Annotated in this window: 25 protein-coding genes and 1 other RNA gene; 11 read left to right on the top strand and 15 right to left on the bottom strand. The window is 60.1% G+C overall.

The window, feature by feature from the left end; all coding sequences use genetic code 11:
* Window positions 1–87 precede the first annotated feature (87 nt).
* Window positions 88–2,439, bottom strand: coding sequence for a DEAD/DEAH box helicase (locus tag CKV89_RS06510; RefSeq protein ID WP_095068502.1), 2,352 nt, complete (start codon window positions 2,437–2,439; stop codon window positions 88–90).
* A gap of 1,821 nt (window positions 2,440–4,260) precedes the next feature.
* Window positions 4,261–4,467 (bottom strand): hypothetical protein, encoded by a 207-nt coding sequence (locus tag CKV89_RS11835; protein WP_154657713.1) that lies wholly within the window; start codon window positions 4,465–4,467, stop codon window positions 4,261–4,263.
* Window positions 4,468–4,886: 419 nt separating this feature from the next.
* On the opposite strand from CKV89_RS11835, the gene trxA reads away from it, so the two are divergent.
* Window positions 4,887–5,273: a thioredoxin gene (trxA, locus tag CKV89_RS06500; protein WP_028327901.1), complete on the top strand. Its 387-nt coding sequence runs from the start codon at window positions 4,887–4,889 to the stop codon at window positions 5,271–5,273.
* Window positions 5,274–5,354: 81 nt separating this feature from the next.
* Here trxA and ssrA read toward each other — a convergent pair.
* The 6 genes from ssrA to CKV89_RS06470 all read right to left on the bottom strand — a co-directional run bounded on the left by ssrA (window position 5,355) and on the right by CKV89_RS06470 (window position 10,668).
* Window positions 5,355–5,727: a transfer-messenger RNA gene (ssrA, locus tag CKV89_RS06495) on the bottom strand.
* 137 nt (window positions 5,728–5,864) lie between these two features.
* The gene (locus CKV89_RS06490) at window positions 5,865–6,278 is read right to left on the bottom strand and encodes a pyridoxamine 5'-phosphate oxidase family protein (protein WP_028327902.1); all 414 of its coding nucleotides are present in this window, start codon (window positions 6,276–6,278) and stop codon (window positions 5,865–5,867) included.
* A gap of 114 nt (window positions 6,279–6,392) precedes the next feature.
* Window positions 6,393–8,402: a DUF2207 domain-containing protein gene (locus CKV89_RS06485; RefSeq protein WP_084441410.1), complete on the bottom strand. Its 2,010-nt coding sequence runs from the start codon at window positions 8,400–8,402 to the stop codon at window positions 6,393–6,395.
* A 40-nt stretch (window positions 8,403–8,442) separates the two neighbouring features.
* The gene (gene smpB, locus CKV89_RS06480) at window positions 8,443–8,922 is read right to left on the bottom strand and encodes an SsrA-binding protein SmpB (RefSeq protein WP_028327904.1); all 480 of its coding nucleotides are present in this window, start codon (window positions 8,920–8,922) and stop codon (window positions 8,443–8,445) included.
* Between the two features lie 124 nt (window positions 8,923–9,046).
* Window positions 9,047–9,952: a permease-like cell division protein FtsX gene (gene ftsX / locus CKV89_RS06475; protein ID WP_208310107.1), complete on the bottom strand. Its 906-nt coding sequence runs from the start codon at window positions 9,950–9,952 to the stop codon at window positions 9,047–9,049.
* Entirely contained in the window at window positions 9,949–10,668 is a 720-nt protein-coding gene (locus tag CKV89_RS06470; RefSeq protein ID WP_084441411.1) for a cell division ATP-binding protein FtsE, read from the bottom strand. Before CKV89_RS06470 ends, ftsX begins: the two co-directional genes overlap by 4 nt.
* A 217-nt stretch (window positions 10,669–10,885) precedes the next feature.
* Between CKV89_RS06470 and CKV89_RS06465 the strand changes: the two genes are divergently transcribed.
* The 4 genes from CKV89_RS06465 to CKV89_RS06450 are packed head-to-tail and all read left to right on the top strand — an operon-like array spanning window position 10,886 to window position 14,748.
* Complete coding sequence (locus CKV89_RS06465; RefSeq protein ID WP_028327907.1) at window positions 10,886–12,388, top strand: methylmalonyl-CoA carboxytransferase subunit 5S; 1,503 nt, start codon at window positions 10,886–10,888, stop codon at window positions 12,386–12,388.
* Between the two features lie 42 nt (window positions 12,389–12,430).
* Window positions 12,431–13,990 carry an acyl-CoA carboxylase subunit beta gene (locus tag CKV89_RS06460; protein ID WP_028327908.1) on the top strand — a complete coding sequence of 520 codons (1,560 nt, stop codon included), beginning with the start codon at window positions 12,431–12,433 and terminating at the stop codon, window positions 13,988–13,990.
* Between the two features lie 51 nt (window positions 13,991–14,041).
* Window positions 14,042–14,335: a hypothetical protein gene (locus CKV89_RS06455; RefSeq protein WP_028327909.1), complete on the top strand. Its 294-nt coding sequence runs from the start codon at window positions 14,042–14,044 to the stop codon at window positions 14,333–14,335.
* Between the two features lie 41 nt (window positions 14,336–14,376).
* Window positions 14,377–14,748, top strand: coding sequence for a biotin/lipoyl-containing protein (locus CKV89_RS06450; RefSeq protein WP_028327910.1), 372 nt, complete (start codon window positions 14,377–14,379; stop codon window positions 14,746–14,748).
* Window positions 14,749–14,832: 84 nt separating this feature from the next.
* Here the strand turns inward: CKV89_RS06450 and CKV89_RS06445 are convergent, their stop codons facing one another.
* Both CKV89_RS06445 and prfB read right to left on the bottom strand, forming a co-directional pair.
* Entirely contained in the window at window positions 14,833–15,717 is an 885-nt protein-coding gene (locus CKV89_RS06445; protein ID WP_028327911.1) for a universal stress protein, read from the bottom strand.
* A 147-nt stretch (window positions 15,718–15,864) separates the two neighbouring features.
* On the bottom strand, window positions 15,865–16,971 hold the full coding sequence (prfB, locus tag CKV89_RS06440; RefSeq protein WP_028327912.1) for a peptide chain release factor 2: 1,107 nt from the start codon (window positions 16,969–16,971) through the stop codon (window positions 15,865–15,867).
* A 99-nt stretch (window positions 16,972–17,070) separates the two neighbouring features.
* Between prfB and CKV89_RS11830 the strand changes: the two genes are divergently transcribed.
* The gene (locus CKV89_RS11830) at window positions 17,071–17,292 is read left to right on the top strand and encodes a hypothetical protein (protein ID WP_154657715.1); all 222 of its coding nucleotides are present in this window, start codon (window positions 17,071–17,073) and stop codon (window positions 17,290–17,292) included.
* Here the strand turns inward: CKV89_RS11830 and CKV89_RS06435 are convergent.
* Complete coding sequence (locus CKV89_RS06435; RefSeq protein ID WP_051277747.1) at window positions 17,253–18,740, bottom strand: beta/alpha barrel domain-containing protein; 1,488 nt, start codon at window positions 18,738–18,740, stop codon at window positions 17,253–17,255. The genes CKV89_RS11830 and CKV89_RS06435 overlap by 40 nt on opposite strands.
* A gap of 962 nt (window positions 18,741–19,702) precedes the next feature.
* On the opposite strand from CKV89_RS06435, the gene CKV89_RS06430 reads away from it, so the two are divergent.
* Complete coding sequence (locus CKV89_RS06430; protein WP_028327913.1) at window positions 19,703–19,951, top strand: WhiB family transcriptional regulator; 249 nt, start codon at window positions 19,703–19,705, stop codon at window positions 19,949–19,951.
* A gap of 53 nt (window positions 19,952–20,004) precedes the next feature.
* Here CKV89_RS06430 and CKV89_RS06425 read toward each other — a convergent pair whose 3' ends face one another.
* Window positions 20,005–21,549, bottom strand: coding sequence for a sensor histidine kinase (locus tag CKV89_RS06425; RefSeq protein WP_028327914.1), 1,545 nt, complete (start codon window positions 21,547–21,549; stop codon window positions 20,005–20,007).
* A gap of 124 nt (window positions 21,550–21,673) precedes the next feature.
* On the opposite strand from CKV89_RS06425, the gene CKV89_RS06420 reads away from it, so the two are divergent.
* Both CKV89_RS06420 and CKV89_RS06415 read left to right on the top strand, forming a co-directional pair.
* Window positions 21,674–22,327 carry a hypothetical protein gene (locus tag CKV89_RS06420; protein WP_028327915.1) on the top strand — a complete coding sequence of 218 codons (654 nt, stop codon included), beginning with the start codon at window positions 21,674–21,676 and terminating at the stop codon, window positions 22,325–22,327.
* A gap of 10 nt (window positions 22,328–22,337) precedes the next feature.
* A complete protein-coding gene (locus CKV89_RS06415; protein ID WP_084441413.1) occupies window positions 22,338–22,826 on the top strand; it encodes a DUF2505 domain-containing protein in 489 nt (162 codons plus the stop codon).
* 11 nt (window positions 22,827–22,837) lie between these two features.
* Here the strand turns inward: CKV89_RS06415 and CKV89_RS06410 are convergent, their stop codons facing one another.
* Window positions 22,838–23,239: a DUF6912 family protein gene (locus CKV89_RS06410; protein WP_154657716.1), complete on the bottom strand. Its 402-nt coding sequence runs from the start codon at window positions 23,237–23,239 to the stop codon at window positions 22,838–22,840.
* A gap of 120 nt (window positions 23,240–23,359) precedes the next feature.
* Complete coding sequence (locus CKV89_RS06405) at window positions 23,360–24,667, bottom strand: AAA family ATPase (RefSeq protein WP_154657717.1); 1,308 nt, start codon at window positions 24,665–24,667, stop codon at window positions 23,360–23,362.
* 239 nt (window positions 24,668–24,906) lie between these two features.
* Between CKV89_RS06405 and CKV89_RS06400 the strand changes: the two genes are divergently transcribed.
* The gene (locus CKV89_RS06400; RefSeq protein ID WP_028327917.1) at window positions 24,907–25,158 is read left to right on the top strand and encodes a helix-turn-helix domain-containing protein; all 252 of its coding nucleotides are present in this window, start codon (window positions 24,907–24,909) and stop codon (window positions 25,156–25,158) included.
* Here CKV89_RS06400 and CKV89_RS06395 read toward each other — a convergent pair.
* Window positions 25,092–25,697 carry a hypothetical protein gene (locus CKV89_RS06395; protein ID WP_095068500.1) on the bottom strand — a complete coding sequence of 202 codons (606 nt, stop codon included), beginning with the start codon at window positions 25,695–25,697 and terminating at the stop codon, window positions 25,092–25,094. The two genes, CKV89_RS06400 and CKV89_RS06395, sit on opposite strands and share 67 nt — an antisense overlap.
* A 188-nt stretch (window positions 25,698–25,885) precedes the next feature.
* On the opposite strand from CKV89_RS06395, the gene CKV89_RS06390 reads away from it, so the two are divergent.
* Window positions 25,886–26,467 carry an Rv3235 family protein gene (locus CKV89_RS06390; protein ID WP_028327918.1) on the top strand — a complete coding sequence of 194 codons (582 nt, stop codon included), beginning with the start codon at window positions 25,886–25,888 and terminating at the stop codon, window positions 26,465–26,467.
* Window positions 26,468–26,654 lie beyond the last annotated feature (187 nt).

Here is a 26,654-nt window from a genome sequence, read left to right as displayed (position 1 = left end):
CTGCGGTGATTGACTGCAATTGCAGGTGGGGCCCAACCGATTGATCGGTTGGGCCCCACCTGCAATTGCAGTCAGTGTGTGAAGTTCTCAGTCCTCGTAGCGGCGACGGGGACGGTCGTGTCCGCCGCGGCCGTGTCCGCGACCACCTTTGAAGCCGCCGCGTCCGCCTTTGAAGCCGCCGCGGGGGCGGCGGGGCGGGTCGGTGATGGCGCGGAGGCATTCTTCGGAAATCGGTTCACCGCTGGGGCGTGATGCACCTGTGGTTTCGATGATTTCACGGTGACCGAGGTCGACTTTCTGCGGTTCTACCTCAAGGCCAGCGTCGTTGGCGATGCGCTTCATCAGTTTGCGCTGGTGCGGCAACGCCAGGGTGACAACAACACCGTTGGAGCCGGCGCGTGCGGTGCGGCCTGCGCGGTGTAGGTAGTCCTTGTGGTCACGGGGTGGGTCGACCTGCAGCACTGCTGAGACGTCATCGACGTGGATACCACGGGATGCGACATCGGTAGCGACTAGCACTGGGAGGGTGCCGTCTTTGAAGGCGGCCAGAATGCGGGTTCGCATGCCTTGGTTGAGGCCACCGTGCAGGGCAGCTGCGAACACGCCTTGCTCACGTAGCTGCATGGCAACACGGTCGGCGCCGAGCTTGGTGCGGACGAACACCACGGTGCGGCCTGGACGGTTAGCGATGTCACCAGTGATGGGTTTCTTGTACTTGGGGTCCACGAGGAAGATGTGGTGTGACATCGTCGCGACGGAGGCTTTTGCTTCGTCGGTGGAGTGCACGACCGGGTCGTGGAGGTATTTTTCGACGACGTCGTCGATACCTTTGTCGAGGGTTGCGGAGAACAACAGACGCTGACCGGTTTCGGGGATTGCCTCGAGCAGGGTGGTGATGTCGGGGAGGAATCCCATGTCGGCCATCAGATCTGCTTCGTCAAGGACGAAAATTTCCACGTTGTCTAGACAGGCGGCGCCGCGCTCGACGAGGTCGTTGATACGACCGGGGGTGGCCACCAGGATGTCTACGCCGCGCTCGAGGGCGTTGATTTGAGGTTCGTAGGGCATGCCGCCAGCGACGAGTTTGTGACGCAGGTTCATCTCTTTAGCGAGCGGGCCGATAGCGTCCCCGATTTGCATCGCAAGTTCGCGCGTGGGCGAAAGGATCACGGCGCGCGGGCAGCGAGGTTCGCTGCTGCGTCCTGCCAGGCGGGTCAGTACGGGAATCCCGAATGCCATTGTTTTTCCCGAGCCGGTGCGCCCGCGACCTAGAACGTCACGGCCAGCGATGGCGTCGGGAATGGTGGCGGTTTGGATGGGGAATGGTTCAGCGATTCCATCCCGGGCGAGGCGCTCAACGATGGGCATCGGCACGCCTAGGCCTTGGAAGCCCTGGTTTGGGTCTTCGGGGATCTCCACGCGGCGGGGCCGTTCGGCGCGGCGCATCCGTTCGGCTTCGTATTCGCGGGGGGCTTCTTCTATGCGGGCTGGGTCGTATGAGCGGGGGCGGCGGTGTTTGTCCCGAGCGAAGTCGGAGCCGCTGTGGGTGTGGCGTTGCTCGTCACGTCCACGGAATTCGCGTTTTTCGTGGTGCTTGTGTTCGTCGTTGCGACGGTAGCTGCCGCGCTCTTCGCGGTGGTTGTCGCGGTCGAAGCCGCGCTCACCACGGAAGCCACCGCGGTCACCATCACGACGGTTGTCCCGATCACCGCGATAACCGCCCCGCTCGCCACGGTCAAAACCGCGCTCACCACGGAACCCGCCCCGGTCGCCATCACGGAAGTCCCGACGGTTCCCTCGGAATCCGCCACGGTCATCACGGTCCCCGCGACGCTCATCACGGCGGTCCTCATCGAAACGACCAGGCCGGTCAAAGCCACGACCGCCCTGGTAGCCGCCGCGCTCACCACGGAAGCCACCGCGGTCGCCATCACGGAAGTCCCTGCCACCACGGAACCCACCGCGGTCACCATCACGACGGTTGTCCCGATCACCGCGATAACCGCCCCGCTCGCCACGGTCAAAACCGCGCTCACCACGGAACCCGCCCCGGTCGCCATCACGGAAGTCCCGACGGTTCCCTCGGAATCCGCCACGGTCATCACGGTCCCCGCGACGCTCATCACGGCGGTCCTCATCGAAACGACCAGGCCGGTCAAAGCCACGACCGCCCTGGTAGCCGCCGCGCTCACCACGGAAGCCACCGCGGTCGCCATCACGGAAGTCCCTGCCACCACGGAACCCACCGCGGTCACCATCACGACGGTCTTTGCCGAACTCGGCTGCTCGGCGCTGCTCACGCGGGCTTAACGGTTTTTCTTTTGCTTTACGGGCTTGCGCCTTGCGGGCTGGGCTCCAGCGCTGTTTAGGGCCGGAGTGGCGTTCAGAACGGCTAGAAGTACCGCTGTCGGAGTTGGTTTCCTGCTGAAAGTCTGGCATCTGCTCTCTCGCTTCTCGTTCTCGGGCAGGCGCGTTCACCCGGGCACACATCGAATGCGCTGTCGAGAACGAGCCATTACGTCGTTTTCACATGCACGCGTCACATCGTCGCGTGCTCGGCCCCTCGTCGGACCGATCTCATGAGCAGTCTTCGGGGACGTGGACGCAACGTGCTCGAGGAGTCCGCGCATGTGAACGACTGCTGGTATGCACGACACAACATTGCGTTTGCGTGCAGAACGGATGCTGTTCGGCCGGCTGACTCAGGTGAGCAACCTGTCAAGCGGGCCGTTATTGCCTGTCTGTGGCTATCGCCCGTACCCATAACGAACCGGACAACACCAATTCCTCGGCAACCGAGAAATCTCTGGACAGGCCACTCAGTGCAGCAGTCACAAAGGACCGCCGCGTATGTGCTGCTGGCCTACTTCTTCCCGATACCGTCCGCCATGTTCCACATCCCATGCACACACGCACATACGGAGTCAGCAACTACATGACACACGGATCGTTCCTGCACAAACACAGGCATCCGTGACCAACTCTATCCCAAAGAAGACGATGCCCGTACCCGAATGATCAGGCGAAAAACACCCTCCGAAGCATTCGGCCGAACCGCGTGGTCCGGCAATACCTCCATAGTCTGCTCGCTGCGACCGCCTTCGCTACGTGAGAGCGCCGCGCCGCGGGGAAGTGTGCGGAACTTCGCCGGGGAAAAAGGGACCCCATTCCACTCAGGGACCAGTCGTTCAGTAAGCCTGCGATGGAGCATATTTGCACGGCGTTGCCCAGGGGCAAGAGCGAGAGCTGCTCGTTGAAAACTGGGCGTCAGCAAGGGCGAACAAACACCATTCCTTTCGCCCATTGTGCCCCACCTGCGCATCCGCTCGAGCACGTAGTAATGATCCAGAACAGCCGAGCTGGGGACACCTGAACGGCTGATCCTCCAAAGAACTGACAGAACGTGCATGAACACGTCTTGTCGATAACGATCCACGACTGCCTCGCCAGTGCAGTGACGCCGGACAATCCGATCAGCGCACGCCTTCAGCAAATCCTCCTCTTGGGATGCGCGTTCGATTCCTCTCAGGAGGTCACTTTGCAACCCTTGGGGCTCGCCCACTCTCCCGAGGGGTCCGTAATAGGAGTGCGCTGCTTCTCCGCCAACACCACCGACGACGACGTTGGTCTCAGCATCCAGAGTTCGGGGGGCGATGGAGCAAGAACGATGAAGGGCGCAGCCCTTCGGCGTATGCATGCCAGGCATAGGCAGCATCCATTCCAGAGGGCATCTGAACAGCTCCAGTACCCCCAGACTCCGTGTGCTTGATGCGGTGTTCGACTTCTCGCCCCAAGAGCCCAACTAACTCCTTGGCAATAACGAGGTCTCCCGGGACGGCATCGTGGCTGTGAAGCGTGATAGCCGTTCCGCTAACGAGGAACGCAGCCGCGACCAGACGGGAGTCCCGCCCGCCGCTCAAGTCCACCGTCGGGGCGCCATCAAACCAGCGACCTATAGAGGCCACTGCGCCCTTCAGGTCCGCGGCTGCCTCCTCCACCAGGTCATCCAGCTCCCCTTCATGCCAGAGCTGACTCGATACGGTGTCCAAGCTGTGAACTGTCAGACGTGAGCGCCGCCAACTCACCCGCGTCGCTGGCCCAACGGCCCGGACTCCTCTTAACGGGGTTACCTCGCCAAAGAGTTCATCCGCTACTGCCATCTGCGACCAACCGAGCGGGTCTGGCACCAGCGGCAACCCAGCGAACTTGATGGCCGCAACAGGCCCGTTACTCCACACCCATCCCCACTCAGTGCGCACCTCAAATAGCCGCCCGACACCCAAGCGCGTCTGTAAAAAGGTCCAGCCGGTCGGCGTCAGCATCGATGCATCCGAGGACGAACGGAGGAGTTAGATCCAAAATCCTGCGAGGAGAACTGCGCAGAACCCGCGCCACCTCGATCGCCGCATCTACAGGCGCCTTCTGAGTGATGCGCTCAACACCCAATGGGGTGCCTACCGAGGCCACAGCCTGCGACCCTTGCAGCACCCATGCGGGCCAACGGAACGTCGACGGGCAGCGCGACCACTCAACTAGCCCGCACGTTGCACAGTGACGCGCACGCGGCTTAGGTCGAACACCCCACCTCCTCTCGTAGGCTCGCTCCACCCGAAGCAACCCCTGCTGCACACGCTCCGCAGAGAGCCCCCACCTGCATAAGCAATCACGGTCTGCACGACTCACACCTCCACGTTCGCGGAGTCGTCTTACGCACGACGACCGCTGTCACCCCAGCTGCTGATGGCTAACTCATCACACAACTCCCCCGGATACGGCGCGCGACACGTCTACAGGCTCTAGCGAGCGGGCGGTGTCTCATTTTCCGGCGCAAGGACAGATTCATCGACTAAGGAATCAAACACCCCCTGCCCGACGTTGCCGCCACCATGACCACAGTGGCACTGACCGAACAGAACTTCGAGCAGACGATCTCCGCGACCGACATCGTCCTCATCGACTTCTGGGCCTCCTGGTGCGGCCCCTGCCGCCAGTTCGCGCCCATCTTCGAACAGGTATCTGAAAAGCACGAAGACATCACGTTCGCCAAGCTCGACACCGAGGCCGAACAATCCATCGCCGCCGCCGCCAACATCACCTCCATCCCCACGATCATGATCGTCAAAGAAGGCATCCCAGTCTTCTCCCAAGCCGGCGCGCTGTCAGCACCTGCTCTCGAAGACCTCATCACCCAGGCCCGCAACCTGGATATGGAACAGGTACGCAAAGAAATGGAAGAACGCCAGGGCAACGAACAAGCTGGCGACAACAACTAAAACCCACCCATAAAGTGAAGGCCGGGCCCCACCAGGGGCCCGGCCTTCACTTGCACAGATAACCAGTGCGAGACACACAAATGGTGGAGGTGGCGGGAATCGAACCCGCGTCCGCCGATGAAAGACCAGGACTTCTCCGGGCGCAGTGCGCTTAGGTGTTTCTCAGCCTTCGGGCACGCACGCACACGTTCCCGAACACAGGCCCAGTCGAGTAAAAGTCCCGCAATGCCCCCCGACATGACAATGCAGCAAGATTCCTAGATGACGCCAGGAACTAGGCCGGAATCAAACCTAGGCTGACGGACTTCTTTATGCGCTCGCTCAGGCGGCGAGGGCGAAGTCGGTGCGCTTGGAATCGGCACCTATTGGTTTACAGGGAGCGTTAACGAGATAACCCTGCATCCTCGGCCCGCTTCCCCTGGCCGAACTATCGACGTCGAAACCGATCACCCCCATGGGGTGTCTCACACTGTTTTGTTATCCAGTAGCACGCCCTGCCTGTACACCACAGACCGGGAAACCAACGATAGCTCAGCGCGCTCCAGCGGCGAAACCCCTCACCAGAAACACACCACTACTACTACGCACCCATCACAACTGTGCAAACTCATTCAGCCGGAACCGTCGACCAGAAATCTCCCCCACCGCAATCTTCACCACATGCTGCTTATCGGTCTCAATCCACGGCTGCAATGGCAGCGACTCAGCAAACTCTCGTTCCTGCCCGGCAACTACCTCTTCAGCGCGCCCCATCACAATCACACTCTCAGCACACCCATCAACGAAACGATCCGCCTCAAAAGCCACATCCGCATTGATGGTCAACCCCATTAATTTGTTTCCCTCGGCCGTCCGGAAATAAACAGCACCATCACGCGCCACATAATTCAACGGCGTAATAAAAGGAACCCCAGCTACCGCTGTAGCAAGCCGCCCAAACCTCAACGACTCCAGAACCTCGACGGCTTCTTCCTTGGTCATCTCATGAATCATCTCGTCACCCATAGCCGCTCCTGACCTCGTACATCCTTGTGCAACAACGAAATACCCGACACTGCACGCAGCGCCCACCTCACCCACGCTAACCCCACATCACGGCCCGTGGTGCCCAAACGTCCCTCACCACGAACCACCACCGCCCCCACCAAAACCACCACCACCAACTGAACCGCCTCCACCAAAACCACTCTGTCCTGAAGCGCCCGCAGAGCCCCCACCACTACCGCTGTCAACCGGGGCAGAGAAAGCACTCTCAGCACTGCCCGAAAAATCACGCAGCATCGAGGTGAAAACCACGTAATCCCACGCCGTAGCGCCACCGGAATACCACGACGGTGAATCCACTACCGCGCCCTCAGCTTTAGCCGCAGCCACAACCTCATCGAAGATCTTCGCCCACTTCTCTGCCACCCCAAAAACAATCGCATACGGCAAATAGCGACTGAAAATCTTTTCCGCCTCCTCAAAACGGATCTGCCCCGCCTCAGCCGTCACCAAGTACTCCTTAAAACCACGAGCCTGATGCAACACAGCTGTACCTGCCGCCGTACGCGCCACCATCGAACGCGCCATCAACAACACCACCACGCCAGCAGCAGCGACCCCAGCACCAGCACACAAAAACATCCCAAACTGCGCACCAGTCAACGCCACAGTCCCGGACATAAACAGCAACGGAGCAGCCAAAACAGCACCCGCGATCAGCAAAACCACACCCAAACCAGCCCACACTGAACGTGTCTGCTTCGGGTTCTTTCTAAACCACCCACGCGCAGTCACCTCGTCATACATATGCGACTTGACCAGATCAACCCGCGTAGCCATCTGCTGACGACGAGAGGACAACAACGCCGTCTGCGAAGACCCCAACAACGCCTGCACCAAAGTCCGCTCATACCTAAGCAACTGATCCTCATCGAAGTTCTCGCCGCGACGAATCCGCCAATCCGGATCACTCCGCTGATGCGGAACCTCCTCAATAACCACAACCCCACGCACCGCCAAGTCAACGATCGAGGCCGTCACATCCACCATGTCGGCGGACTCATCCTGCAACGTCCCAATCAACCCCGGCAGCGAATCCTGCGGAGGCTCAAAACGCACCGCCACCGGAGCAGACGCAGACAACCGCACCGTCTCCGTCGCCGCATCCTCATCACCAGGCAAAACCCCAGGAGTCAACCCAACAAACTGCTCATCGCGACCACGACGCCGATACGCAGCCCCCATCCCCACAACCGCGCCCACAAACGCCAACCCACCCACACCAACACTGCCCGCACCCATCGCCGTAGCCACCCACTGCGGCACAAACTCCGTCAACGCACGCCCACCCTCAGCATCACCCTCCCGGATGATCGGCTGATCATTACTAACCGTCCCACCCTGATACCCCGTCACCACAGTCATGCCCAGATGCTTCTCACCCTGCATCCCTAGCCCTGTCGCAGTGAAAGTATCTGTACCCCCCACAGCCTCCCCCACACACCCAGACTTATTCCTGGATCCTTCCTCCCCCACCCAGCATTCCCGACGCTCAGAACCAACCGGACCTGTCACCGTCACCGTCGCCTGATCAATCGGCGCCTCCCAATGAGTCGCCACCGGGTTCAGAAACAACTCCTGCGTATCGGCAGCGCCATCCTTACCCGGAATCCGGTTCACCACGCCCTTAACGCGATACTCGACCACGTAACGCTGCCGCCCCGACACAGACCGCTTCTTATCCCCGATCTGTAACCGCAACGCACCACCCCGGTCCCGCTTCTCATACACCGTCGAAGCGCCCGTAGGGCTCGTCACATTCACAATCGACATCTCGTACTCACGGAAATGCCCCGGACTTTCCGGAAGATTCCGCCGCACAGTCCAATCCATAAAAATGCCGTGCCGGTCCTTGCCACCACCGAACACGTAATCCACCGTCTCTCGCGCCCACACCTCACCATCAGGACGCAGCGAATACTCCACCCGATAATCAGCGATACGGTCCCCCTGCTGCGCCCACGCCCCACCAACACCCACACCAACCAACATCGCAGCCACACACAACCCCGACATGCCACGCCCCACCCACCGACGCGCCCCCGAGGCAACCCCTACCCGAGCCACACCCATCAACAACCCCATCACTACGCCCCAATCCCATCCACGAAAAAACAGCCGCGCCTCACCGACCCCGCTTAAACGCCACCGACATCGCTCTCTCCGCCTCACGACGATCCTGACGCTCACGCAACGCCTGACGCTTGTCGTACTCCCGCTTACCTTTGGCCAACGCGATCTCCACCTTCACCCGACCATCCTTGAAATACAGCGACAACGGCACCACCGTGTGTCCTGCCTCCCTGGCCTTGGACTCCAACTTGTCGATCTCAGCTCGATGCAACAACAACTTGCGCCGACGCCGAGCCGAATGATTCGTCCACGTCCCCTGCACATACTCCGGGATGTGCACACCCTCCAACCACACCTCACCCGAACGTGAAAACGACGCAAACCCATCCACCAACGAAGCCCGCCCCAACCGCAGCGACTTCACCTCAGTACCCATCAACGCCAGACCGGCCTCATAGGTGTCCTCAATCAAATAATCGTGACGCGCCTTCTTGTTACGCGCGATCACCTTCACACCCGACTCCTTGGCCATCTGCCACTGCCTTCCTCAACCCAGTGCTCCCACTGGTCACACAACTACCGCGCAAACCACTCCATAGCTCACGCTCAGACTCCACCACCGTACAGGCACCCCAACAGCACCCAGCGTCCCTGACTCACACCCGCACATACCGACCCAACGCCACCCACGACACAACCACCGCCACCCCAACCCCACACCCCACCAACACCGGCGCCACCACCAACACATCCACCGGAGTAATCCACCCAAAATCAGAAAACTTTGCAGCCAACTCAGCCACCCCAAAACGCACCGCCCCCCACAAAACCCCCACCGCCAGCACACACGCCACCAGCACCGCAGCAACCATCTCCACCATAAAAGGCAACTGCAAAGCCCCCTTCGAAGCCCCCACCACCCGCTTCACCCCAGTCTCACGACGCCTCGTCCACGCCACCTGACGAATCGTCGTCACCAACAACAACACCATCGCCACCGACATCACCCCAGCAACTCCCCACGCAGTCACCCGCAAAAAGTCCAACACCCGAATCAACGGATCCACCACCTGGCGAATATCCTTCACCGCCGCCACCCCCGGCATCCCACCAAACATTTGATGAACCACCGCATACTCCCCCGGATCCACCAACTTCACCCGAAACGCCGCCGGAATAGCCGAAGCCGGAGTACGCGCAAACGCTGGATTACCCGCAAACTGCGCCCGGAACCGCTCATACGCCTGATGCTGAGACTCAAACTCATACGACGCCACCACCTTCGAAGAGGCATCTAGCAACTCCCGCACCGCCGCCTGCTGCACCGCAGTCACCGGCTTACCCCCACACCCCGCATCCGGCGACGAAGCCGTACACAAAAAAATCGACACCTCAACCTTGTCGTACCAATACCCCTTCGCGGCATCCACCTGCCGCCCCGACAACATCCCCACCCCCAAAAACACAACACTGACCATCGCCACAATCACAATCGACACAAACGCCCCCAGATTGCGACGCAACCCCGCCCCCACCTCCTGCACCAAAAACGTCGGCCTCACAGCAGCTCACCCCCATGCCCCTCACCCGAAGCCACCACCCGATACCTACCACCAACCTCATCTCGAACAACCACCCCATCACACAGCTCAATCACCCGCCGACCAGCCATATCCACCACCCGATCATCATGCGTAGCCATCAACACTGTCGTTCCCTCCGCATTCACCCGCCCCAACAACTCAACAATGCTCTCGGTCGCCTCCGGATCCAGATTTCCCGTCGGCTCATCCGCCAACAACAACGACGGCCGTTTCACCAACGCCCGCGCCAACGCCACCCGCTGCTGCTCCCCACCACTCAACTCATGGGGCAACCGCCGCGCTAACGACCCCACTCCCACCAAATCCAACGTCTGTGGCACTAACCGATCCACATCCGCAGGGTTGTACCCCAACACATGCAGCACATACGCCACATTCGCCTGCACATCCCGATCCGGCAACAACCGATAATCCTGAAAAACAACCCCAATCTGACGACGCAACTGCGGCACCCGCCGACGCGGCAGCCGCACCACATCCCACCCCAATGCCGACAGCTCCCCCGAAGAAACCTTCTCCTCAGCCAACAGCAACCGAATCAACGTCGACTTACCCGACCCCGAAGCACCCACCACAAAAACAAACTCACCCTCCCCCACCTCAAAAGAAACCCCATCCAACGCCGGCTTCACACCACGCCGATACGTCTTGACCACATCCGTGAACGAGATCACAACTCCTGCCCTCCCAGAACACGAAACGAACAAGAAACCCCCCCGGCTACACCCCACAGCACCCTAGCCGCCGCGCCCACACGAACCCCGTTCCTGCAGCGGCGCGTCGCAACCCCATCCACCAGCCCGTAACCCAGCTCACACCTTTCATGTGACTCTGGTCCCGGTTTCTCCAAAGGTTGCGCGCATCCCACCAAGACCGTGACAACCTCACACCATGACCACGCAGCGACAGATCGGCGTCACCGAACTCGCACTCCGCGATGCACACCAAAGCCTCATGGCAACGCGCATGGCACTCGAAGACATGGTCGACGCCTGCGCAGACCTGGACCAAGCAGGTTTCTGGAGCGTCGAATGCTGGGGCGGAGCCACTTTCGACTCCTGCATCCGGTTCCTCAACGAAGACCCGTGGGAGCGCCTACGCACCTTCCGCAAACTCATGCCAAACACGCGCACACAAATGTTGCTGCGCGGGCAAAACCTCCTGGGTTACCGCCACTACGGGGACGATGTTGTCGACCACTTCGTTGAAAAAGCCGTCGAAAACGGCATGGATGTTTTCCGGGTCTTCGATGCCCTCAACGACCCTCGCAACCTCGAACACGCCATCGCTGCTGTTAAACGCGCCGGCGGGCACGCCCAAGGCACCGTCTGCTACACCACCAGCCCGCTACACACCGTTGAGGGCTACGTCGAGCTAGCCAAACAGCTAGCCGACATGGGTGTGGACTCCATCGCTCTCAAAGACATGGCAGCCCTACTCAAACCCCAACCGGCTTACGACATCGTCAAAGCCATCAAAAATGAACTGCCTGACATGCAGATCAACATCCACTGCCACTCCACCACCGGAGTAACCCTGGTCTCCCTCATGAAGGCTATCGAGGCAGGTGCAGACGTCGTCGACACCGCCATCAGCTCCATGTCCCTAGGGCCGGGCCACAATCCCACCGAGTCCCTCCAGGAAATGCTCGAAGGCACCGGTTACATCGCTAACCTCAACAAAGAGCTACTGAAAAACGTCAAACAGCACTTCGCCAAAATCAAACCCCGCTACCAGAAGTTCATGTCGAGCTACACCGTCGACACCGCCATCTTCGATAGCCAAATCCCCGGCGGCATGATCTCCAACATGGAGTCCCAGCTCAAACAGCAGGGAGCTGCCGACCGCCTCGAAGAAGTACTCGAAGAGGTACCCCGCGTCCGCAAAGACGCCGGATACCCCCCACTCGTGACTCCCTCGAGCCAAATCGTTGGCACGCAAGCGGTGTTCAACGTACTCATGGGCAAATACAAAGTCCTCACCGCCGAGTTCGCCGACCTCATGCTTGGCTACTACGGCACCACCATCGGCGATATGAACCCCGAGGTGGTCGAACAAGCCAAAGCGCAAACAGGCAAAGAGCCCATCACTGTCCGGCCTGCCGACCTCATCGAACCCGAATGGGACAAGCTCAAAGAGGAAGCAGCCAACATCCCCGGCTTCGACGGCACTGATGAAGACGTCCTCACCTACGCCATGTTCCCCAAAGTCGCCCCTGGCTTCTGGGCTACCCGGCCTGAAGGACCCAAGAACGTCGGCCAAAGCCCCGAAGAGCTCGAAGCGGAACGTGCAGCCCAAGCCGGAGACACCAAGAACGGACCCATCCGCGTCCCCATCACCTACAACGTCACCGTCGGAGGCAAGAGCCACTCCGTCACCGTTAAACCGGCCTGACCACAGCCCCTAACCGCCTCCACACATTCTTAAGGACCACACATGGCTGACAAACCCGCAACCATGGCGGAGCGGAACAAAGAACTCCGCGCCCGCCGCGCAGAACTCGAAGCTGGCGGCGGCGAAGCCCGCATCGAAAAACAGCATGAGCAAGGCAAACTCACAGCCCGTGAGCGCATTACCGAACTCGCTGACGAAGGCAGCTTCGCTGAACTAGGTCTCTTCGCCCAACACCGCACCACTTTGTTCGGCATGGACAAAGCCAAAGCCCCCGCCGACGGCGTCGTCACTGGCTCCGCTACCGTGCTGGGGCGCCCCGTTCACATCGCCAGCCAGGACTTCACCGTCATGGGCGGCTCCGCCGGTGAAAAACAGTCCGAAAAAGTCACGGTCGTTCAAAAAGCATCACTGGAAAATGGGACGCCCTTTATCTTCATCAACGACTCCGGTGGCGCCCGCGTTCAAGAAGGCATTGACTCGCTATCCGGATACGGCAAAGTGTTCTTCCAGAACGTCGCGCTCTCCGGGGTGGTGCCACAGATCTCCATCATCGCTGGTCCGTGTGCTGGCGGTGCTGCCTACTCCCCCGCACTCACCGACTTCATCATCCAGACCAAAGAATCTCGCATGTTCATCACCGGTCCTGGTGTGATCAAGCAGGTCACGGGAGAGGAAGTATCCGCTGAAGATCTCGGCGGCCCGGGCGCGCACATGACCCGCTCCGGTGTCACGCACTTTGTTGCCGACGATGACGCTCAAGCAATGCTCATCGCGAAGAAACTTCTGAGCTTCCTGCCCAGCAACAACTCCGAAATGCCCCCCATCGTCGATGGCAACGATGATGTCGAAGACATCCCTGAGCTCAACGACATCATTCCCGAAGACACCAAACGCGGATACGACATCCGCGAGGTCATCTCGCTCATCGTTGATGATGCGGATTTCCTCGAAGTGCAGGCCGGTTGGGCAATGAACGTTGTCATCGGTTTCGGACGAGTGACTGGTCGCTCTGTGGGAATCATCGCGAATCAGCCCAACTTCCTCGCTGGTTCTCTAGACATCAACGCCTCCGACAAAGTTGCCCGGTTCGTGCGCTTCTGCAACGCCTTCAACATTCCTGTAGTCAACCTCGTTGACGTTCCCGGCTTCTTGCCTGGTGTTGAGCAGGAGTACGGCGGCATCATCCGCCACGGCGCCAAAATGCTCTTCGCCTACAGCTCGGCCACGGTTCCTAAGATCACCGTTGTTCTCCGGAAGGCATACGGCGGCTCTTACCTAGCCATGTGTTCCAAAGACCTTGGCGCGGACCGGGTATTCGCGTGGCCTACCGCTGAGATCGCTGTGATGGGTGCCGAGGGCGCTGCAGGCGTAGTCTTCCGCAAAGAAATCGCCAACGCTGAAGACCCCGAAGCCAAACGAGCCGAACTGGTCCAGCATTACCGCGAGGCGTTCTCCACCCCTTACGTTGCCGGGGCGCGCAGCCAGGTCGACGACATCATCGAACCAGCCAGCACCCGCCGAATGATCGCGCAATCCTTGGAATACCTCGCGAACAAACGCGATATCCGACCGCCCAAGAAGCACGGCCTCATCCCGATGTGATCGGCGACGTTTCACCACGACGAACACGTCGACGAGAACGGAGAACACACCATGAGTGATGTGACTGAGCCTTCTGAGCTCGAGCAGTTGCGCGTACTCGTGCAAGACCTCAGCGCCCGCGTAGAACGCCTAGAAAGCAGGCTTGCTGAACTTCACGATCCCGAAGAGATCAGCGAAGACGTCATTCTCGCTATCTCTGCGGCGGTGGCCGCGGCCTTGGGCAAGCGCGCCACCATCAAACAGATCCACTTCGCCTCGAAGTCTGGATCGGGCTGGGCTGACCAAGGCCGCAGCGATATTCAGCATTCGCACACCATCCGACCGCAGTCGTCGAACGTTCGATGATCAGCCGGTGAATGACCAGCAAGAGCCATACGAGGGAAGATATGAAGCTCAAGATCACAGTCAACGGCTCGGTCTACGACGTCGAGGTCGAGGTCGAGGACACGCGTAAACAGAAACAGCTCGGCGCGATCCAGGTTGGCGGTTTCGGTGGTGGTATTCCTGCTACCTCCGCGGTGAAAGCTCCTGCCTCCTCGGCGAGTGCTTTGACGGCCAACATCGCTGGCACGGTTGTCAAAGTGCTTGTTGAAGATGGTGCCGAGGTCAAGTCCGGTGACACTTTGCTCATCTTGGAAGCGATGAAGATGGAAACGGAAGTGACCGCACCCAAGGATGGTGTGGTTGCTTCAGTTGAGGTCACTGTGGGGCAGGCCGTGCAGAACGGCCAGGTGCTCCTGCAGTGGGCGGAAAGCTAAACACGTTTTCACTGTTCAGGGGTGGTGTATCCAGCTGGCTACACCACCCCTGTTAGTTGTGGCGTGTATTGGATTCTGGTGCGGTTAGGCGTGCACTACTGTCACTGGCACAGGAGCGGCGTGCAGGATGCTGCGGGAAGTTGATCCCATGAGCAGCCCCTGGAATCCGCCTCTGCCTCGTGATCCGACAACAATCAGTTGAGCGTTCTGGGCGGTGGCCAGTAGAGCTTGTTCGGGGCCGCCGTGGATGAGGCGTTTTTCCACCTTCAGGTGTGGGTGGGTGGTGGTTTCGGTGGCAATGATTTCCTCGAGCACAGCTCGTGATGAGTTTTCGATTGCAGTGGCGAAACGTGCGTGGTCTTCGTCTGTCATGGTCCAGCTGCGCAGCGCGCCCCAGCAGCGCACGGCGATGAGTGGAACGTTGAGGTCGGATGCCATTTGGGCAGCGAAGCGTGTTGCGGCGCGGCCATCAGGGCTGTCGCTGACTCCAACAACTACCGGAGCGCTCTTATCTGCGGTAGTGCTTTCGGGCACGACGGTCACTACTCCGTGTGCGTGTCCGGCGACGGCGTTGGAGACGCTGCCGAGAAGCAGTCCGCTTACTTGGCCGCGCCCGTGTGATCCCAGAACGGTCATGCGGGCGTGGTTTGAAGCTTCGATGAGTAGGCGGGCAGGTGAGCCGGTGCTTGTCACTGCGTCTACGTCAAGTTCACGGTGGTGTGCGCGTACTGTTTCGACACCTTCGGCGCATTCGCGGCGGGCCACGTCGAGGAGCACGTCGGTGGCTGGCTCGTACCAGCTGCCTTCGCCGATGGTGGGTGCGGTGAGTTGGACTGCGGTGAGGACGGTTAAGCCGACGCCGCTGTGTTCGGCGGCGTCGGCAGCCCATGTGAGAGCTCGTTGGGAGACGGGTGAGCCGTCGTAGCCAACAACGATGCGGTTGGTGTAGGCACGAGTCTCGTCAGTCATGGTGGCCTCCAGGTCTCGTCTGGGTGGGCAGGCGCCCGCGGCCGTGGTGCGTCGCTGACACCCGATTTTTCGAGTCTAGAAGCGTGCTGAGCGGTTTACGTGTTCCGTTGTTGAGTGTGTTGGAAAGGCAACACACTCGTTAGGGGGTCACTCTTTTTCAGCTGCTCGTTTCCAACGGATGCCAGCTTCGATGAATGCGTCGATGTCGCCGTCGAAGACCGAGTCAGGGTTACCAACTTCGTAGCCGGTGCGCAGGTCTTTAACCATTTGGTACGGGTTGAGGACGTAGCTGCGCATCTGGTCACCCCAGGTGGCTTTGACGTCTCCGGCGAGTTCTTTCTTTGCGGCGGCTTCTTCTTGCTGTTTTTGCAGTAGGAGTCGGGATTGGAGCACGCGGTATGCGGCGGCGCGGTTTTGGATCTGGGATTTTTCGTTCTGCATAGACACGACGATGCCGGTGGGGATGTGTGTCATGCGGACGGCGGAGTCGGTGGTGTTAACGCTTTGTCCACCGGGGCCAGAGGAGCGGAATACGTCAATTTTTAGTTCGTTTTCGGGGATGTCAATGTGGTCGGTTTGTTCGATGAGGGGAACAACTTCAACCGCGGCGAATGATGTTTGACGTCGCCCTTGGTTGTCGAAGGGGCTGATGCGTACGAGGCGGTGTGTGCCTGCTTCGACAGATAGGTGGCCGTAGGCGTAAGAAACGTTTACTTCGAAGGTCGCGGATTTCAGGCCGGCTTCTTCGGCGTAGGAGGTGTCCATGACTTTGGTTGGGTAGTCGTTACGTTCGGCCCAACGTAGGTACATGCGCATGAGTTGTTCAGCGAAGTCGGCTGCGTCGACGCCGCCTGCTCCGGCGCGGATGGTCACGACAGCTTCTCGTTCGTCGTATTCGCCGGCGAGGAGGGTTTTGACCTCGAGTTCTCCAACGGATTTTTTGAGTCGTTCGAGGGTTTGTTCGGCTTCGGCGAGGGTGTCGGCGTCGTTTTCTTCACGGCCGAGTTCGATGAGTACTTCGAGGTCTTCGATGCGGGAGTCGAGGCTTTCGACGCGTTCTAGTTCGGCGTTGGCGCGTGAGAGAGCTGAGGTGACTTTTTGTGCGTGGTCGACGTCACCCCACAGGTCTGGGGCGCCGGACTGTTTTTCGAGGTCGGCGATTTTGGCGCGTAGGGCGTCCACGTCGGTCACGTCACGGACCGACTTCATGGTCGTCCGTAGGTCGGTCAGTTCGGATTCGAAGTCAACAGCCACAATGATCAAGGTTACGCGACGCTTGTGGCTGGTTCTCACCATGTTGGTTGTTGTGCTCACTGTGCCCTGGTGGGGGCCGATTGTTGTGGGTGGGGGGTGGTGTTCGTCGTTGCGGGTCAGGAGGAGGGGTCGGTGGGGGTGCGGGTGTGGTTGCGTGATGGTCGTCGGGAGGATTTTGGTCATCCTCGGGATGGGCAGTGGACGGCGCGGCGGGATGATTTTTCGGGGGTGTTGCTTGTTGCGTATGTGCGGGCGGGGGTGTTTGAGGAGGTTAGGCGTTTTTATCGTTCTGATGAGTGGCGTCGGGTTGAGATCAGTTGAGGGTGGTTGTCGCTGGCGTTGTGTGGGGTGCGGGTTGCGCTGAGTAGCCAGTGTGTGGCGGTTTGGGCGCTCCAGCCGTTGGGGTAGAGGTCGAGTAGGCGTTGTGCGCCGGTGAGGTCTTGGCCGAGGGTGACGCCGGGTGGTTCTTCGTATCCGGTTTTGCGGCGTTGTCCGAGGCCGTGGTTGGTCAGGAGTGCGTTGCAGAGGCATTTGCGGCCGATGGTCTCGGCGATGTCTCCGCCTTTTTTGATGTATGCGTCTTGAGGTTCGGCGGGGCATCGGTAGCCAATGCTGCCGTCGGGGCGTTCGTAGGGGGTGCGTAGGTAGGAGAGGTCGCAGATGCGGGGGCGTTGTTCGTAGACGGTGGGGTCGGAGAGGGTGTCGGTGAGGGTGGCGATTTTGAAGGGGAATCCGGTGGGGGATGCGCGGGGGTCGTTGCGGATGGTGAGTGTGTTTGTGCGTAGGTGGTGGTGCAGGGTGGCCAGGATGTGGGGGGCGAGGCCGGAGTCGTTACTTAGGGCGAAGATGGTGCCGCATTGGACGCCGGTGGCTCCGGCTTGTTTGGCTTGTTTGAGGGCTTGCGGGGTGGATTCTCCTCCGGCGAGCCAGAACGGTAGGCCTAGGCGGGCGATGGCGGTGAGGTTGGGAGTGTCGCGGGGGCCGTAGATGGGGTCGCCATGGTGGTCAAGGGTGAGTTTTCCGCGTGGGGGTGCGCTGTGTCCGCCAGCGGTGGCACCTTCGACGATGAATCCGTCGGGACGGATTTCTTCATCGCGGTGCAGGTAGGTGGCTAGGGAGTGCAAGGAGATGATGGCGAGGAAGTGGGGGCGGGTTAGTGGCGGTAGGGGGGTGCTCAGAATGCTGGTTGGGTCGAGGGTGGTGGTGTGGGTGCAGGTGGCGTTGGCTACATCGATGGTGAGGGTTGCGGGTTTGTGTGCTGCGTAGTTGCGCAGCAGGGCTGGTATTTCGCGGGGGATGCCTGCGCCCATGAGGACGTAGTCGACTCCGGCGAGCATGGCACCCAGTGCTGCGCTGGGGGTGGCCATTTGGATTTTTTCGAGGAAGTTGATGCCGACGGGTCCATCGTGGCCTTCTTTGGCGAGCCAGACTTCGGCGAAGTTACCTAGAACTGCTAGTTCGACTGCTTTGCGGGAGATGTTGATAGTGATTTTTGGGTTGGGTCGGTAGGGAGCCCCATTGCGCCCATGGGGGCGGTAGTAGGTCTGGAGTGCGCGTTTGACCATGTCTTGGTCTGGGAAGTGTTGGAGTGCGCGGCGGTAGTGGCCGCCAGGATCTCCGTCTTCGAGGGTTCTGGCGAGGACTGAGTCCATGGCTGTTCCTGAGACGACACCAAGTTGGCCGGTTTGGGCGACTTTGCGCGCCATCCACCATGAGGAGATCGCTACTCCCATGCCGCCTTGGATGACTGTTGGTAGCGAGGTGTTCATTGCCGTCCTCTCCGTGCGGTGGTGGCGCACGTGTGTGTGGGCGGCCACAATGACCGCAACCTACGGTTACGTAACTTTAGGCTACGGTTCCGTAGGTTACGGCAGCGAAACTTTCTCGTCTAGACCTTTCGTTAGACGTATTGAGCGATGGCAGAAGCATGCGATGTGGGCATTTGCAAATCGCGTCGCATGGTGCGCGATTTATCGATATGGACTCACTGGGGTTAGAGTCAGCAGTGTCTGGACAGTCAAGGCGACCCACAGGGCCAGGCTCTATCAGTGAGCCGCTGATATGCAGCGTTCCTCTATGGGTCGCACGCCTTCCTGACGGAATTGCCGCCCACAGGCATCCATCCGTGATGCGTAGCGGTACTTTGACGCAGCGTCCGTATGCAACGGACGTAGTTTTTGTGCGCAAATTTTGAGAGATCTCTTCCCTAAAGCGGGTCACACTGTGATGCTTGAGCAGTTCCACCCGCAACTTTCGCTGTTACAGCACCGCGGTGAAGGCGGTCATTCACCACGCTTTGCACCAAAGCACTGATCAATCCCTCACACCACGGTCAACTCATCTTGAGTTGCGCACAGGATCGACCTGTTTCACTCACCCTCCTCCTCCAGAACGAGGGGTGCAAAGACGCACGTGAAACAGACCGGACCCAAACATCGCGAGCATGACTGCTCTCGACGTCGTAGGGCAGCGGCCCATTGGCCACCACAGGTCAGTGGATGTTGCCGTGCGACGCCCTGGCGTCACGCACACCGGCTAACGAACACACATCCTCCTGTGATGTCACACGTTCAACGGAACAGACACACCCACCACGTGCCCATCTGTTCCACAGAATGCCGGAAGCACATGTCCGAGATGTGGCCTCCACACCACACCTCGGTGAACAACTCGACGACTCAATCGGTCCACCAACCACTTTCCCCGTTACGTACTTCAAGGAGAACTCCTCATGGATTGGCGCAGCCGAGCAGAATGTCTGACCGAGGACCCCGAGCTTTTCTTCCCCATCGGAAACACCGGACCCGCCCTGCTCCAGGTTGAAGAAGCCAAAACCGTATGCCGCCGCTGCGCAGTCATGGACACCTGCCTGCAGTGGGCCATCGAATCCGGCCAAGACGCCGGCGTATGGGGCGGCATGTCTGAAGACGAACGCCGCGCCCTCAAGCGCCGCAACGCCCGCGCCCGCCGCGCCAGCTAACTTCACACCCGCCGGTCAACCACCGGCGAAACCTCACGGCGCACTCACCACGCTCACCCAGCGCGGGAGTGCGCCGTGAGGCGTTTACGCGCAGTAAAAGTCACCTTCGTTCCCCCCTCAGGGCGCGCCTGCCACGTAATTTTCCCCCGCAAGTCCTGCACAAAAGCACGCACAATCTGCGTACCCAACCCTGAACGCCCCGGTTTGAATCCTTCCGGCAACCCGACCCCATCATCAAAAATATCCACCCGTAAAACCCCAGCATCCTCCTCAGCAACACTCAACACCACATGACCCCCATCAGGACCAAATGCGTGGTCAACCGTGTTCTGCACCAGCTCAGCTAGCACCAACGCCATCGGTGTCGCCTCAGCAGCATCAAGATGACCAAAACTGCCTTGCCGCGACCATGAGACCGTCCCACCAGCCACCTCAAGAATCGCGTTAATCACCCGAGTAGCGATCTCATCAAATCCCACGCTCTCATCCAAACTACGCGAAAGCGTCTCATGCACCAACGCAATCGTTGACACCCTCCTACCAGCCTCAGCTAACGAAGCCTGCGCAGAGGTATCCGTTACACGACGAGCCTGCAACCGTAACAACGCAGCAACCGTCTGCAGGTTGTTTTTCACCCGGTGATGAATCTCGCGGATAGTCGCATCTTTTGTAAGAAGCTGCTCTTCCTGCCTACGCAGCTCACTGATGTCACGAACAAGGATTAACGCCCCCAAACGTTCCTTGCCCTGCCGCAACGGCACCGCCCGCATGGCCATCACGCCGCCATCAGCCTCAACATCAGTGCGCCACGCCGCGCGCCCCATCGTCACTAACGGCAACGTCTCATCCACATTCGTATGCCCCTGCAGAAGGTCAATCACAACCTTCGACAAATACGCACCCTTCAAAGGGCCCTCATGCCCCAACCGCAACAACGCACTCGTGGCATTCGGCGACAAATACTCAATAACACCATCATTGTCGATACGAATAACCCCATCCCCAGCCCGCGGAGTGCCATGACGCTGCGACTTGGGCTGACCCGACAACGGAAAACCACCATCACGGATCATCCCCATCAACGTATCTGCCGTCGCTTGATACACCCGCTCCAACTGACTAGCAGCACGCACCTGCGCCACAGACTGATGCCGCGTCACCACCGCGATAGCCGCCCCCCGATGCACCACCGGCGTAGCCTCCACCCGCCGCAACACACTGTGCGGCCACTGCCCCGCAGTCACAATCGCCCGCGCAGCAACAGCCTGATCCAACATCAAGGTGCTGGCCTCATTCGCCTGATCCCCCACCAAATCGTCATAAAACACCAACGGCCCCGTATTAGGCCGCACATGCGCCAAAACCGTCCACTTCGTCCCCTCAGGACGACGGCCAGCCAACAACGCCGCCTCATCCGCAGCCTGATCAAAACCACCCTGGCAAACCTGCTCCTCATCACGAGCAAGCCCCCACAAAACAAGATCACCAATCGCCAAATCAGCGATTAACTGCCAATCGCCGACCAGCATGTGCAACCAATCGACGTCCTTACTGCGCAGCCCTGGAACGAACTGCAATTTCTCGCTGAACGTCGCCATATCCCCAGACTAGCGCCGCCCAACAACAACCAACTCATCCCCAACAACACCCACCACAAACACCCCATCCACAGGCACACATCGCAACACCCCTCCCAGCGCCCCCGCGCCCTAGGGTGTTCCCGTGACCAACCACCCCACCCCCCACGAAATCGCCCTCCACGCCCTGGCCAGACTGCCAGCAACAACCTGCGTAGACGTCGGCGACCACCACACCCAAGAACACCTACTCGACGCCCTAGCCACCATCGCCAGACGCGCCTCCCTCGCCCACCCAACAAGCGAACACGTCCGCGCCGCAACCCAACATGCCCCTATCCCCACCCCCGGCGCCACCACCGAACGCACCAACCGCCGCTGCCACACCAGCACCAACAACGACAAAGAAAACGCAACATCCCTGGAATGCCACGCAGACGTAGACTCCTGCGCCGCGCTCGCAAGCAAACTCCTTGCCCACGCCGCAACAATCACCCACTCCCCCGATGCAATGCCCTCTTCGCTCATGGTCGCCACCGACGCTGAGTTCCTCGGACAAGCCCTACACGCATTCACAGAAAACATGCGCGCCCTACGCGCCGACCTGCTTCGCCCAACAAGCGCCGAATCTGACGACGATGTTCGCCGCCACCGCCACGCCACCGCCACCGCCACCGGTAAAGCGCGCTACCGCCTACGTTTAGCCACCGAACAGGTCCGGCACGGATGCCCCGAACCAGAACTACCTCACACAAACGCCTCACTCCCCCACTCCGGCCAGGAAACAGGAACCCGGTAGCCTGTCGCCCATGCATGTGCACGAGACATTTCTAGTCGCTACAACCGCGGCAGAGGCTGGTCGCCGTCTTACTGATGAGGCGATCTATCATCGCGGTGCCGAACACATCGGCGCCCATAACGCAGACGTGCACATCACACAACAGGAAGACGCTTTTAACGTCGAAGCTACTTTCGCTCTACCCACAACCGGCATGCCTTCAGCAGCAGCGCGGCTAGCTGGCCCCACATTGACTGTCCGACTCACCCAACACTGGGAATCAGCCACAGCGGAGGGATCCCGCACCTCATCTGTCAACATCACCGCCCCGGGAACCCCGGTTACCGGAAACGGAACCCTAAGCCTGCGCCCCACCGGCCCCGACAGCTGCCAGCTAGAACTCGACGCCGACATCACCGCCGCCGTACCACTGTTCGGACCCAGCATCGAAAAAGCAGCTGCCCCAGCACTGGTAGAGACAATCCGGGCTATCGCCCAGGAAATAGGGACGCCCGCATGAGGTTGCGCGGCTCACGCCATGAGCCGCGCAACCTCATGCGTCTCTGTCACGTCGTACCAGGAAAGCTCATCGTCGGGGCCATCTTCAGCTAACTCGATATGCCAACTCACCACAGCTGAAAGTGGAATCTGCGCCGATACCACCACATGCCCCGGCGCATCTTCTTCTGGCTGTTCACTTACCCATGCCGCTGGAACATCTGCAGCTGCAACAGCAATACGGCCAGGACAATCTGCCGCTGCCTCCCACAGCGCTTCATACTCCAAGTCTTCTTCATCATGCTCTGGGAAAACCGCAGACAACGTCGGCGTGATCATGTGCGCACGCCCCCCAGCAGCAAGCAATGCATCTCCCTGCGCCACTGCAGCAGGCACCTCTTGCCCCACCCCGATGAACACCCTCACCTCACCCATCCGAACCCTCCACAGCTTCAGCAACACACATAACGTGACCGATTAATCACGCCTTCACTGTCATCGTACGTTTCTTGCCTTCCCAGCAGAGATTGAGGCCAGGTAACTAGCTGCCTGACCTCACACCGACGAGTACTGTGCCACCTGCTCCAGCAGCCCTTGCGCCAAATGGTCAATGCCCGCCCCTGCAGGTGAACGCTCCTGCAGCGCAGTAACCGGTACTCCCCTCATCCGAGCAGCCCACACGCCTTCCGGGTCAGCAGGGACCAAATGCACCGTGTGCCCCAAATACAATCGCCGCCACGCCGCAGATCGCGCCATTACTGGCCCGGACTCCCCCTCCTGCACCCCGCTTCGCGTAATCTTGGGCAACGGCGTTCGCACCTGATTAACCACAACTCGTTCCGCTGGGCTACCCACGGCGGCCAACTCCAACAACCCATCCTCTAAACGCGACAGCCCAACCGGGTCATCACACCCCACCGCGACTACGTGATCCGCTGCCTCAAGCGCAGCTAAAGTCGCCCCATTACGGCGCGGAGCATACGTGTCATAGCTCAACTCCGGGTCATCTTCCAACGCAAAACCACAGTCAACAACCGTTACTTGCGCGTACCGGCGTGCCACGTCAAAAACCGGGCCAATCAACTCAGGAACCAAAGCTGGCCACCGGTCAACGCGATCCAAACCAGTCAACACCTGCAGCCGCGATCCAGCCTGTACTGAAAGCAGCTCAACATCGACAGGCTCCAAAAGCCCCCGATCGGCTAGCCGCAGCGCCGCCACGAGTCCCGGGGACTCCTGCTCAAGACCTAACGAACCAGCCACCGCGCCGCCGTAAGTGTCGGCATCAATGAGCAGTGTGCGCACACCGCGCCCAGCTAACGCTGCCGCCACCCCCACAGCAATCGTTGTCCGTCCTGGAGCCCCCGCAGGCCCCCACAACGCAATGACGCTTCCCAACTGTCCTTCCACAGCTGCGCCGAGTTCTCCGGTTTTGGCGGCCTGGAGTTCGCGCCCTCGCGGCCCTCGCCCCCGCAGCCGCTGTGTGCGTGCCTGCTCATCACAGGTCACGCGCTCACAGGCCTGCCGCAAGAGTGGAGGAACATCGGCAGGCCCTGCATTCATAAACACGTGCCCATCACCCCCGAGCCGCAACGCGGCTTGGGCCTCATCAACTGCCCCTGGTGGCACTGCGGCCAGCACTGCCACACCCCGCTGACGCATTTTCTCCACCAGAGATCGTTGCAGCTTCACGGTTGTGAGATTCACGATGGCCACATCTGCCAGTGCTGCCTCTGCCGCAGCCGCCACCCCGGCGATTTCTTCTTCCTCAGCAACCACGTCGACACCACGTGAGATAGCCAGCGCCTCACGCAAAAGGCCGATATTTCCCCCGACTATCACTCGTACACGCGCAGCCCGCATCACGAATCCCCTTGATCTTCAATGCCCCTCGCGGCAGCTCCCCCTACAGCGCCGCCACGAACAGCTCCCCGCACGCCACGTCAGTTATCCACAGGGCCCACAGTCGATACGACTTGCCTCGCAACCTGCGGTTAAACTCGGTCGACCGTTGACTGTACGGGCGCTGGCTCCACCCACACCCAGGTGCCGGTATCTCTGACGTCGACACACCTGCACAGCAACCACGAAGGAGACCAGCGATGACATCACGCTTCTTGCTGTTGTCCGATGTCTGCGAGGTCCTCAACATCTCCTCTGCCCAGGCATACGCACTCGTGCGTAGCGGCGAACTACCAGCCATTCGGGTAGGAGGACGCGGACAATGGCGCGTCGAATCAGTGGAACTAGAGAACTACATCCAACGCATGTACGCCGAAACGCGCCGTTACCTCGCCGAATCTCCCCAAAGCGCAGATGACTCCGCTGATGAACGCATTGATGAATTGCGCTGATTAGCCAGAGTCGTCACAGCTACCACAGCACTAAACGGCACGATTTTCACTCCCTGGACGTAACGCGCCGAGCGCGGAACGTCAGGGGCGTGCCCAGCCAACTCAAAGAAATCTGCGCCCACGATATCGATCGTGCCGGTGCGCACTCGCCGCATCTCATCCTCAACAGCCACCGGAACTCGATGCCGCGCAATCACACGCAAAGCGTGTGACATAGACAACCGCTTGCGCATATCAGAGGGCGCCGCAACAGCTCTGCCTAGACCGTTGACCTCCATGACGGCATGAAGAGGCACAAGAACCTGCTCCCGGTTCTCCATCAGTAGCCAGTCTGCACCTGCATCAATGAGGTCCCCGGAGAGCATTCGGCCTCCGCGCAACACCAGACAGATGCGGCCATCATTGGCCCGCAGGCGATCCGAAAGCTCTACGCGGGCGAGTTCGCGACGAACACGGTCCGCGATTTCGGATTCCAGAAACGCCCGATCCTGCTCGTCAGCCATGCCTTCGAGATCGGAAAACAGTCGTTCCCAGCGCATTCGTCCTCCTTGTAAACGTGCCCCAAGCCAACACACCCGCTACGTACCACCGCAACCACCTCAACAAATCAACAAGGTCTAAAAAGACTTATAAACCCACAAACTGCATCAAACTGCATCAAACTGCATTAAGGTGAGGTTGTAGCCCACCCCACAAAAGCACCCTCACTGACCCCTCGGAGACAGCCATGACCGACTCAGCCACCAACAGCAGCACCATTCCCAGCACCATTCCCAGCACCAACATCGGCTCATGGCGCGTCTACCCCTCCCCCCGCAACATCCCCGCCCATACCACCGTCATCACCCGCACCCGCCCCACCACCCTCGAACCCGAAAACCCCACCCCCTACGCCCAAGACCGCCTCGACATACAAATCACCCCCACCCGCAGCACCACCACTGCCACCCGCCCCACCGAACCCGAAATACTCCCACCCGCCGAAAACTACGTCGGCCGCCTCGCAGTTACCCTCTTCGAAGTCCTCCGCGGCCGCCGCCCCCTTTCCACACTCGCCCGATTCGTCAGCCCCAAAATCCACGGATCCCTCGACCGACGCCGCCACCGCGCAGGCAGCACCATGAAAATCAAACCCGTCCGACTACGCACCGTCGTCGGCAGTACCCCCAAAAAACGGCACCTACGACGCTGCCGTCATCCTCGAAGAAGAAGGTATCATCCACACCATGGCCCTACGAATCACCCAAAACCGGGGGCGCTGGATCGTCACAGAGCTCTACCTCGACTAACCCTCATCGCCCTTCAGTAAGGCCGTGCCAGCCACCAACCACAGTGGCCAGCACGGCCTTACTGCTACCCCAACAACACGACACGAAAACCACAGACTTACCCATTCACCTGGGAATTCGCCGCGACACCAGAAAAAACCACGTCGAAATGTCGCACCAAAGAACACCCCTCCAGCGAGAGTGTGCACAGCGGAGCGGCCAGGGGGG

Source organism: Dermatophilus congolensis (genome assembly GCF_900187045.1).
In the GTDB taxonomy this organism is placed as follows: Bacteria; Actinomycetota; Actinomycetes; order Actinomycetales; family Dermatophilaceae; genus Dermatophilus; species Dermatophilus congolensis.
The sequence above is the reverse complement of the archived record's forward strand: the minus strand, read 5'-3'. Positions and strand labels throughout refer to the sequence as shown.

What these genes read in the sequence shown, in the direction of transcription:
- CKV89_RS06510 (WP_095068502.1), bottom strand. Translation starts at nt 2,439, where the DNA reads ATGCCAGACTTTCAGCAGGAAACCAACTCCGACAGCGGTACTTCTAGC.
- trxA (WP_028327901.1), top strand. Translation starts at nt 4,887, where the DNA reads ATGACCACAGTGGCACTGACCGAACAGAACTTCGAGCAGACGATCTCC.
- CKV89_RS06490 (WP_028327902.1), bottom strand. Translation starts at nt 6,278, where the DNA reads ATGGGTGACGAGATGATTCATGAGATGACCAAGGAAGAAGCCGTCGAG.
- CKV89_RS06485 (WP_084441410.1), bottom strand. Translation starts at nt 8,402, where the DNA reads ATGGGGTTGTTGATGGGTGTGGCTCGGGTAGGGGTTGCCTCGGGGGCG.
- smpB (WP_028327904.1), bottom strand. Translation starts at nt 8,922, where the DNA reads ATGGCCAAGGAGTCGGGTGTGAAGGTGATCGCGCGTAACAAGAAGGCG.
- CKV89_RS06465 (WP_028327907.1), top strand. Translation starts at nt 10,886, where the DNA reads ATGACCACGCAGCGACAGATCGGCGTCACCGAACTCGCACTCCGCGAT.
- CKV89_RS06460 (WP_028327908.1), top strand. Translation starts at nt 12,431, where the DNA reads ATGGCTGACAAACCCGCAACCATGGCGGAGCGGAACAAAGAACTCCGC.
- CKV89_RS06455 (WP_028327909.1), top strand. Translation starts at nt 14,042, where the DNA reads ATGAGTGATGTGACTGAGCCTTCTGAGCTCGAGCAGTTGCGCGTACTC.
- CKV89_RS06450 (WP_028327910.1), top strand. Translation starts at nt 14,377, where the DNA reads ATGAAGCTCAAGATCACAGTCAACGGCTCGGTCTACGACGTCGAGGTC.
- CKV89_RS06445 (WP_028327911.1), bottom strand. Translation starts at nt 15,717, where the DNA reads ATGACTGACGAGACTCGTGCCTACACCAACCGCATCGTTGTTGGCTAC.
- CKV89_RS06435 (WP_051277747.1), bottom strand. Translation starts at nt 18,740, where the DNA reads ATGAACACCTCGCTACCAACAGTCATCCAAGGCGGCATGGGAGTAGCG.
- CKV89_RS06430 (WP_028327913.1), top strand. Translation starts at nt 19,703, where the DNA reads ATGGATTGGCGCAGCCGAGCAGAATGTCTGACCGAGGACCCCGAGCTT.
- CKV89_RS06425 (WP_028327914.1), bottom strand. Translation starts at nt 21,549, where the DNA reads ATGGCGACGTTCAGCGAGAAATTGCAGTTCGTTCCAGGGCTGCGCAGT.
- CKV89_RS06415 (WP_084441413.1), top strand. Translation starts at nt 22,338, where the DNA reads ATGCATGTGCACGAGACATTTCTAGTCGCTACAACCGCGGCAGAGGCT.
- CKV89_RS06410 (WP_154657716.1), bottom strand. Translation starts at nt 23,239, where the DNA reads ATGGGTGAGGTGAGGGTGTTCATCGGGGTGGGGCAAGAGGTGCCTGCT.
- CKV89_RS06405 (WP_154657717.1), bottom strand. Translation starts at nt 24,667, where the DNA reads ATGCGGGCTGCGCGTGTACGAGTGATAGTCGGGGGAAATATCGGCCTT.
- CKV89_RS06400 (WP_028327917.1), top strand. Translation starts at nt 24,907, where the DNA reads ATGACATCACGCTTCTTGCTGTTGTCCGATGTCTGCGAGGTCCTCAAC.
- CKV89_RS06395 (WP_095068500.1), bottom strand. Translation starts at nt 25,697, where the DNA reads ATGCGCTGGGAACGACTGTTTTCCGATCTCGAAGGCATGGCTGACGAG.
- CKV89_RS06390 (WP_028327918.1), top strand. Translation starts at nt 25,886, where the DNA reads ATGACCGACTCAGCCACCAACAGCAGCACCATTCCCAGCACCATTCCC.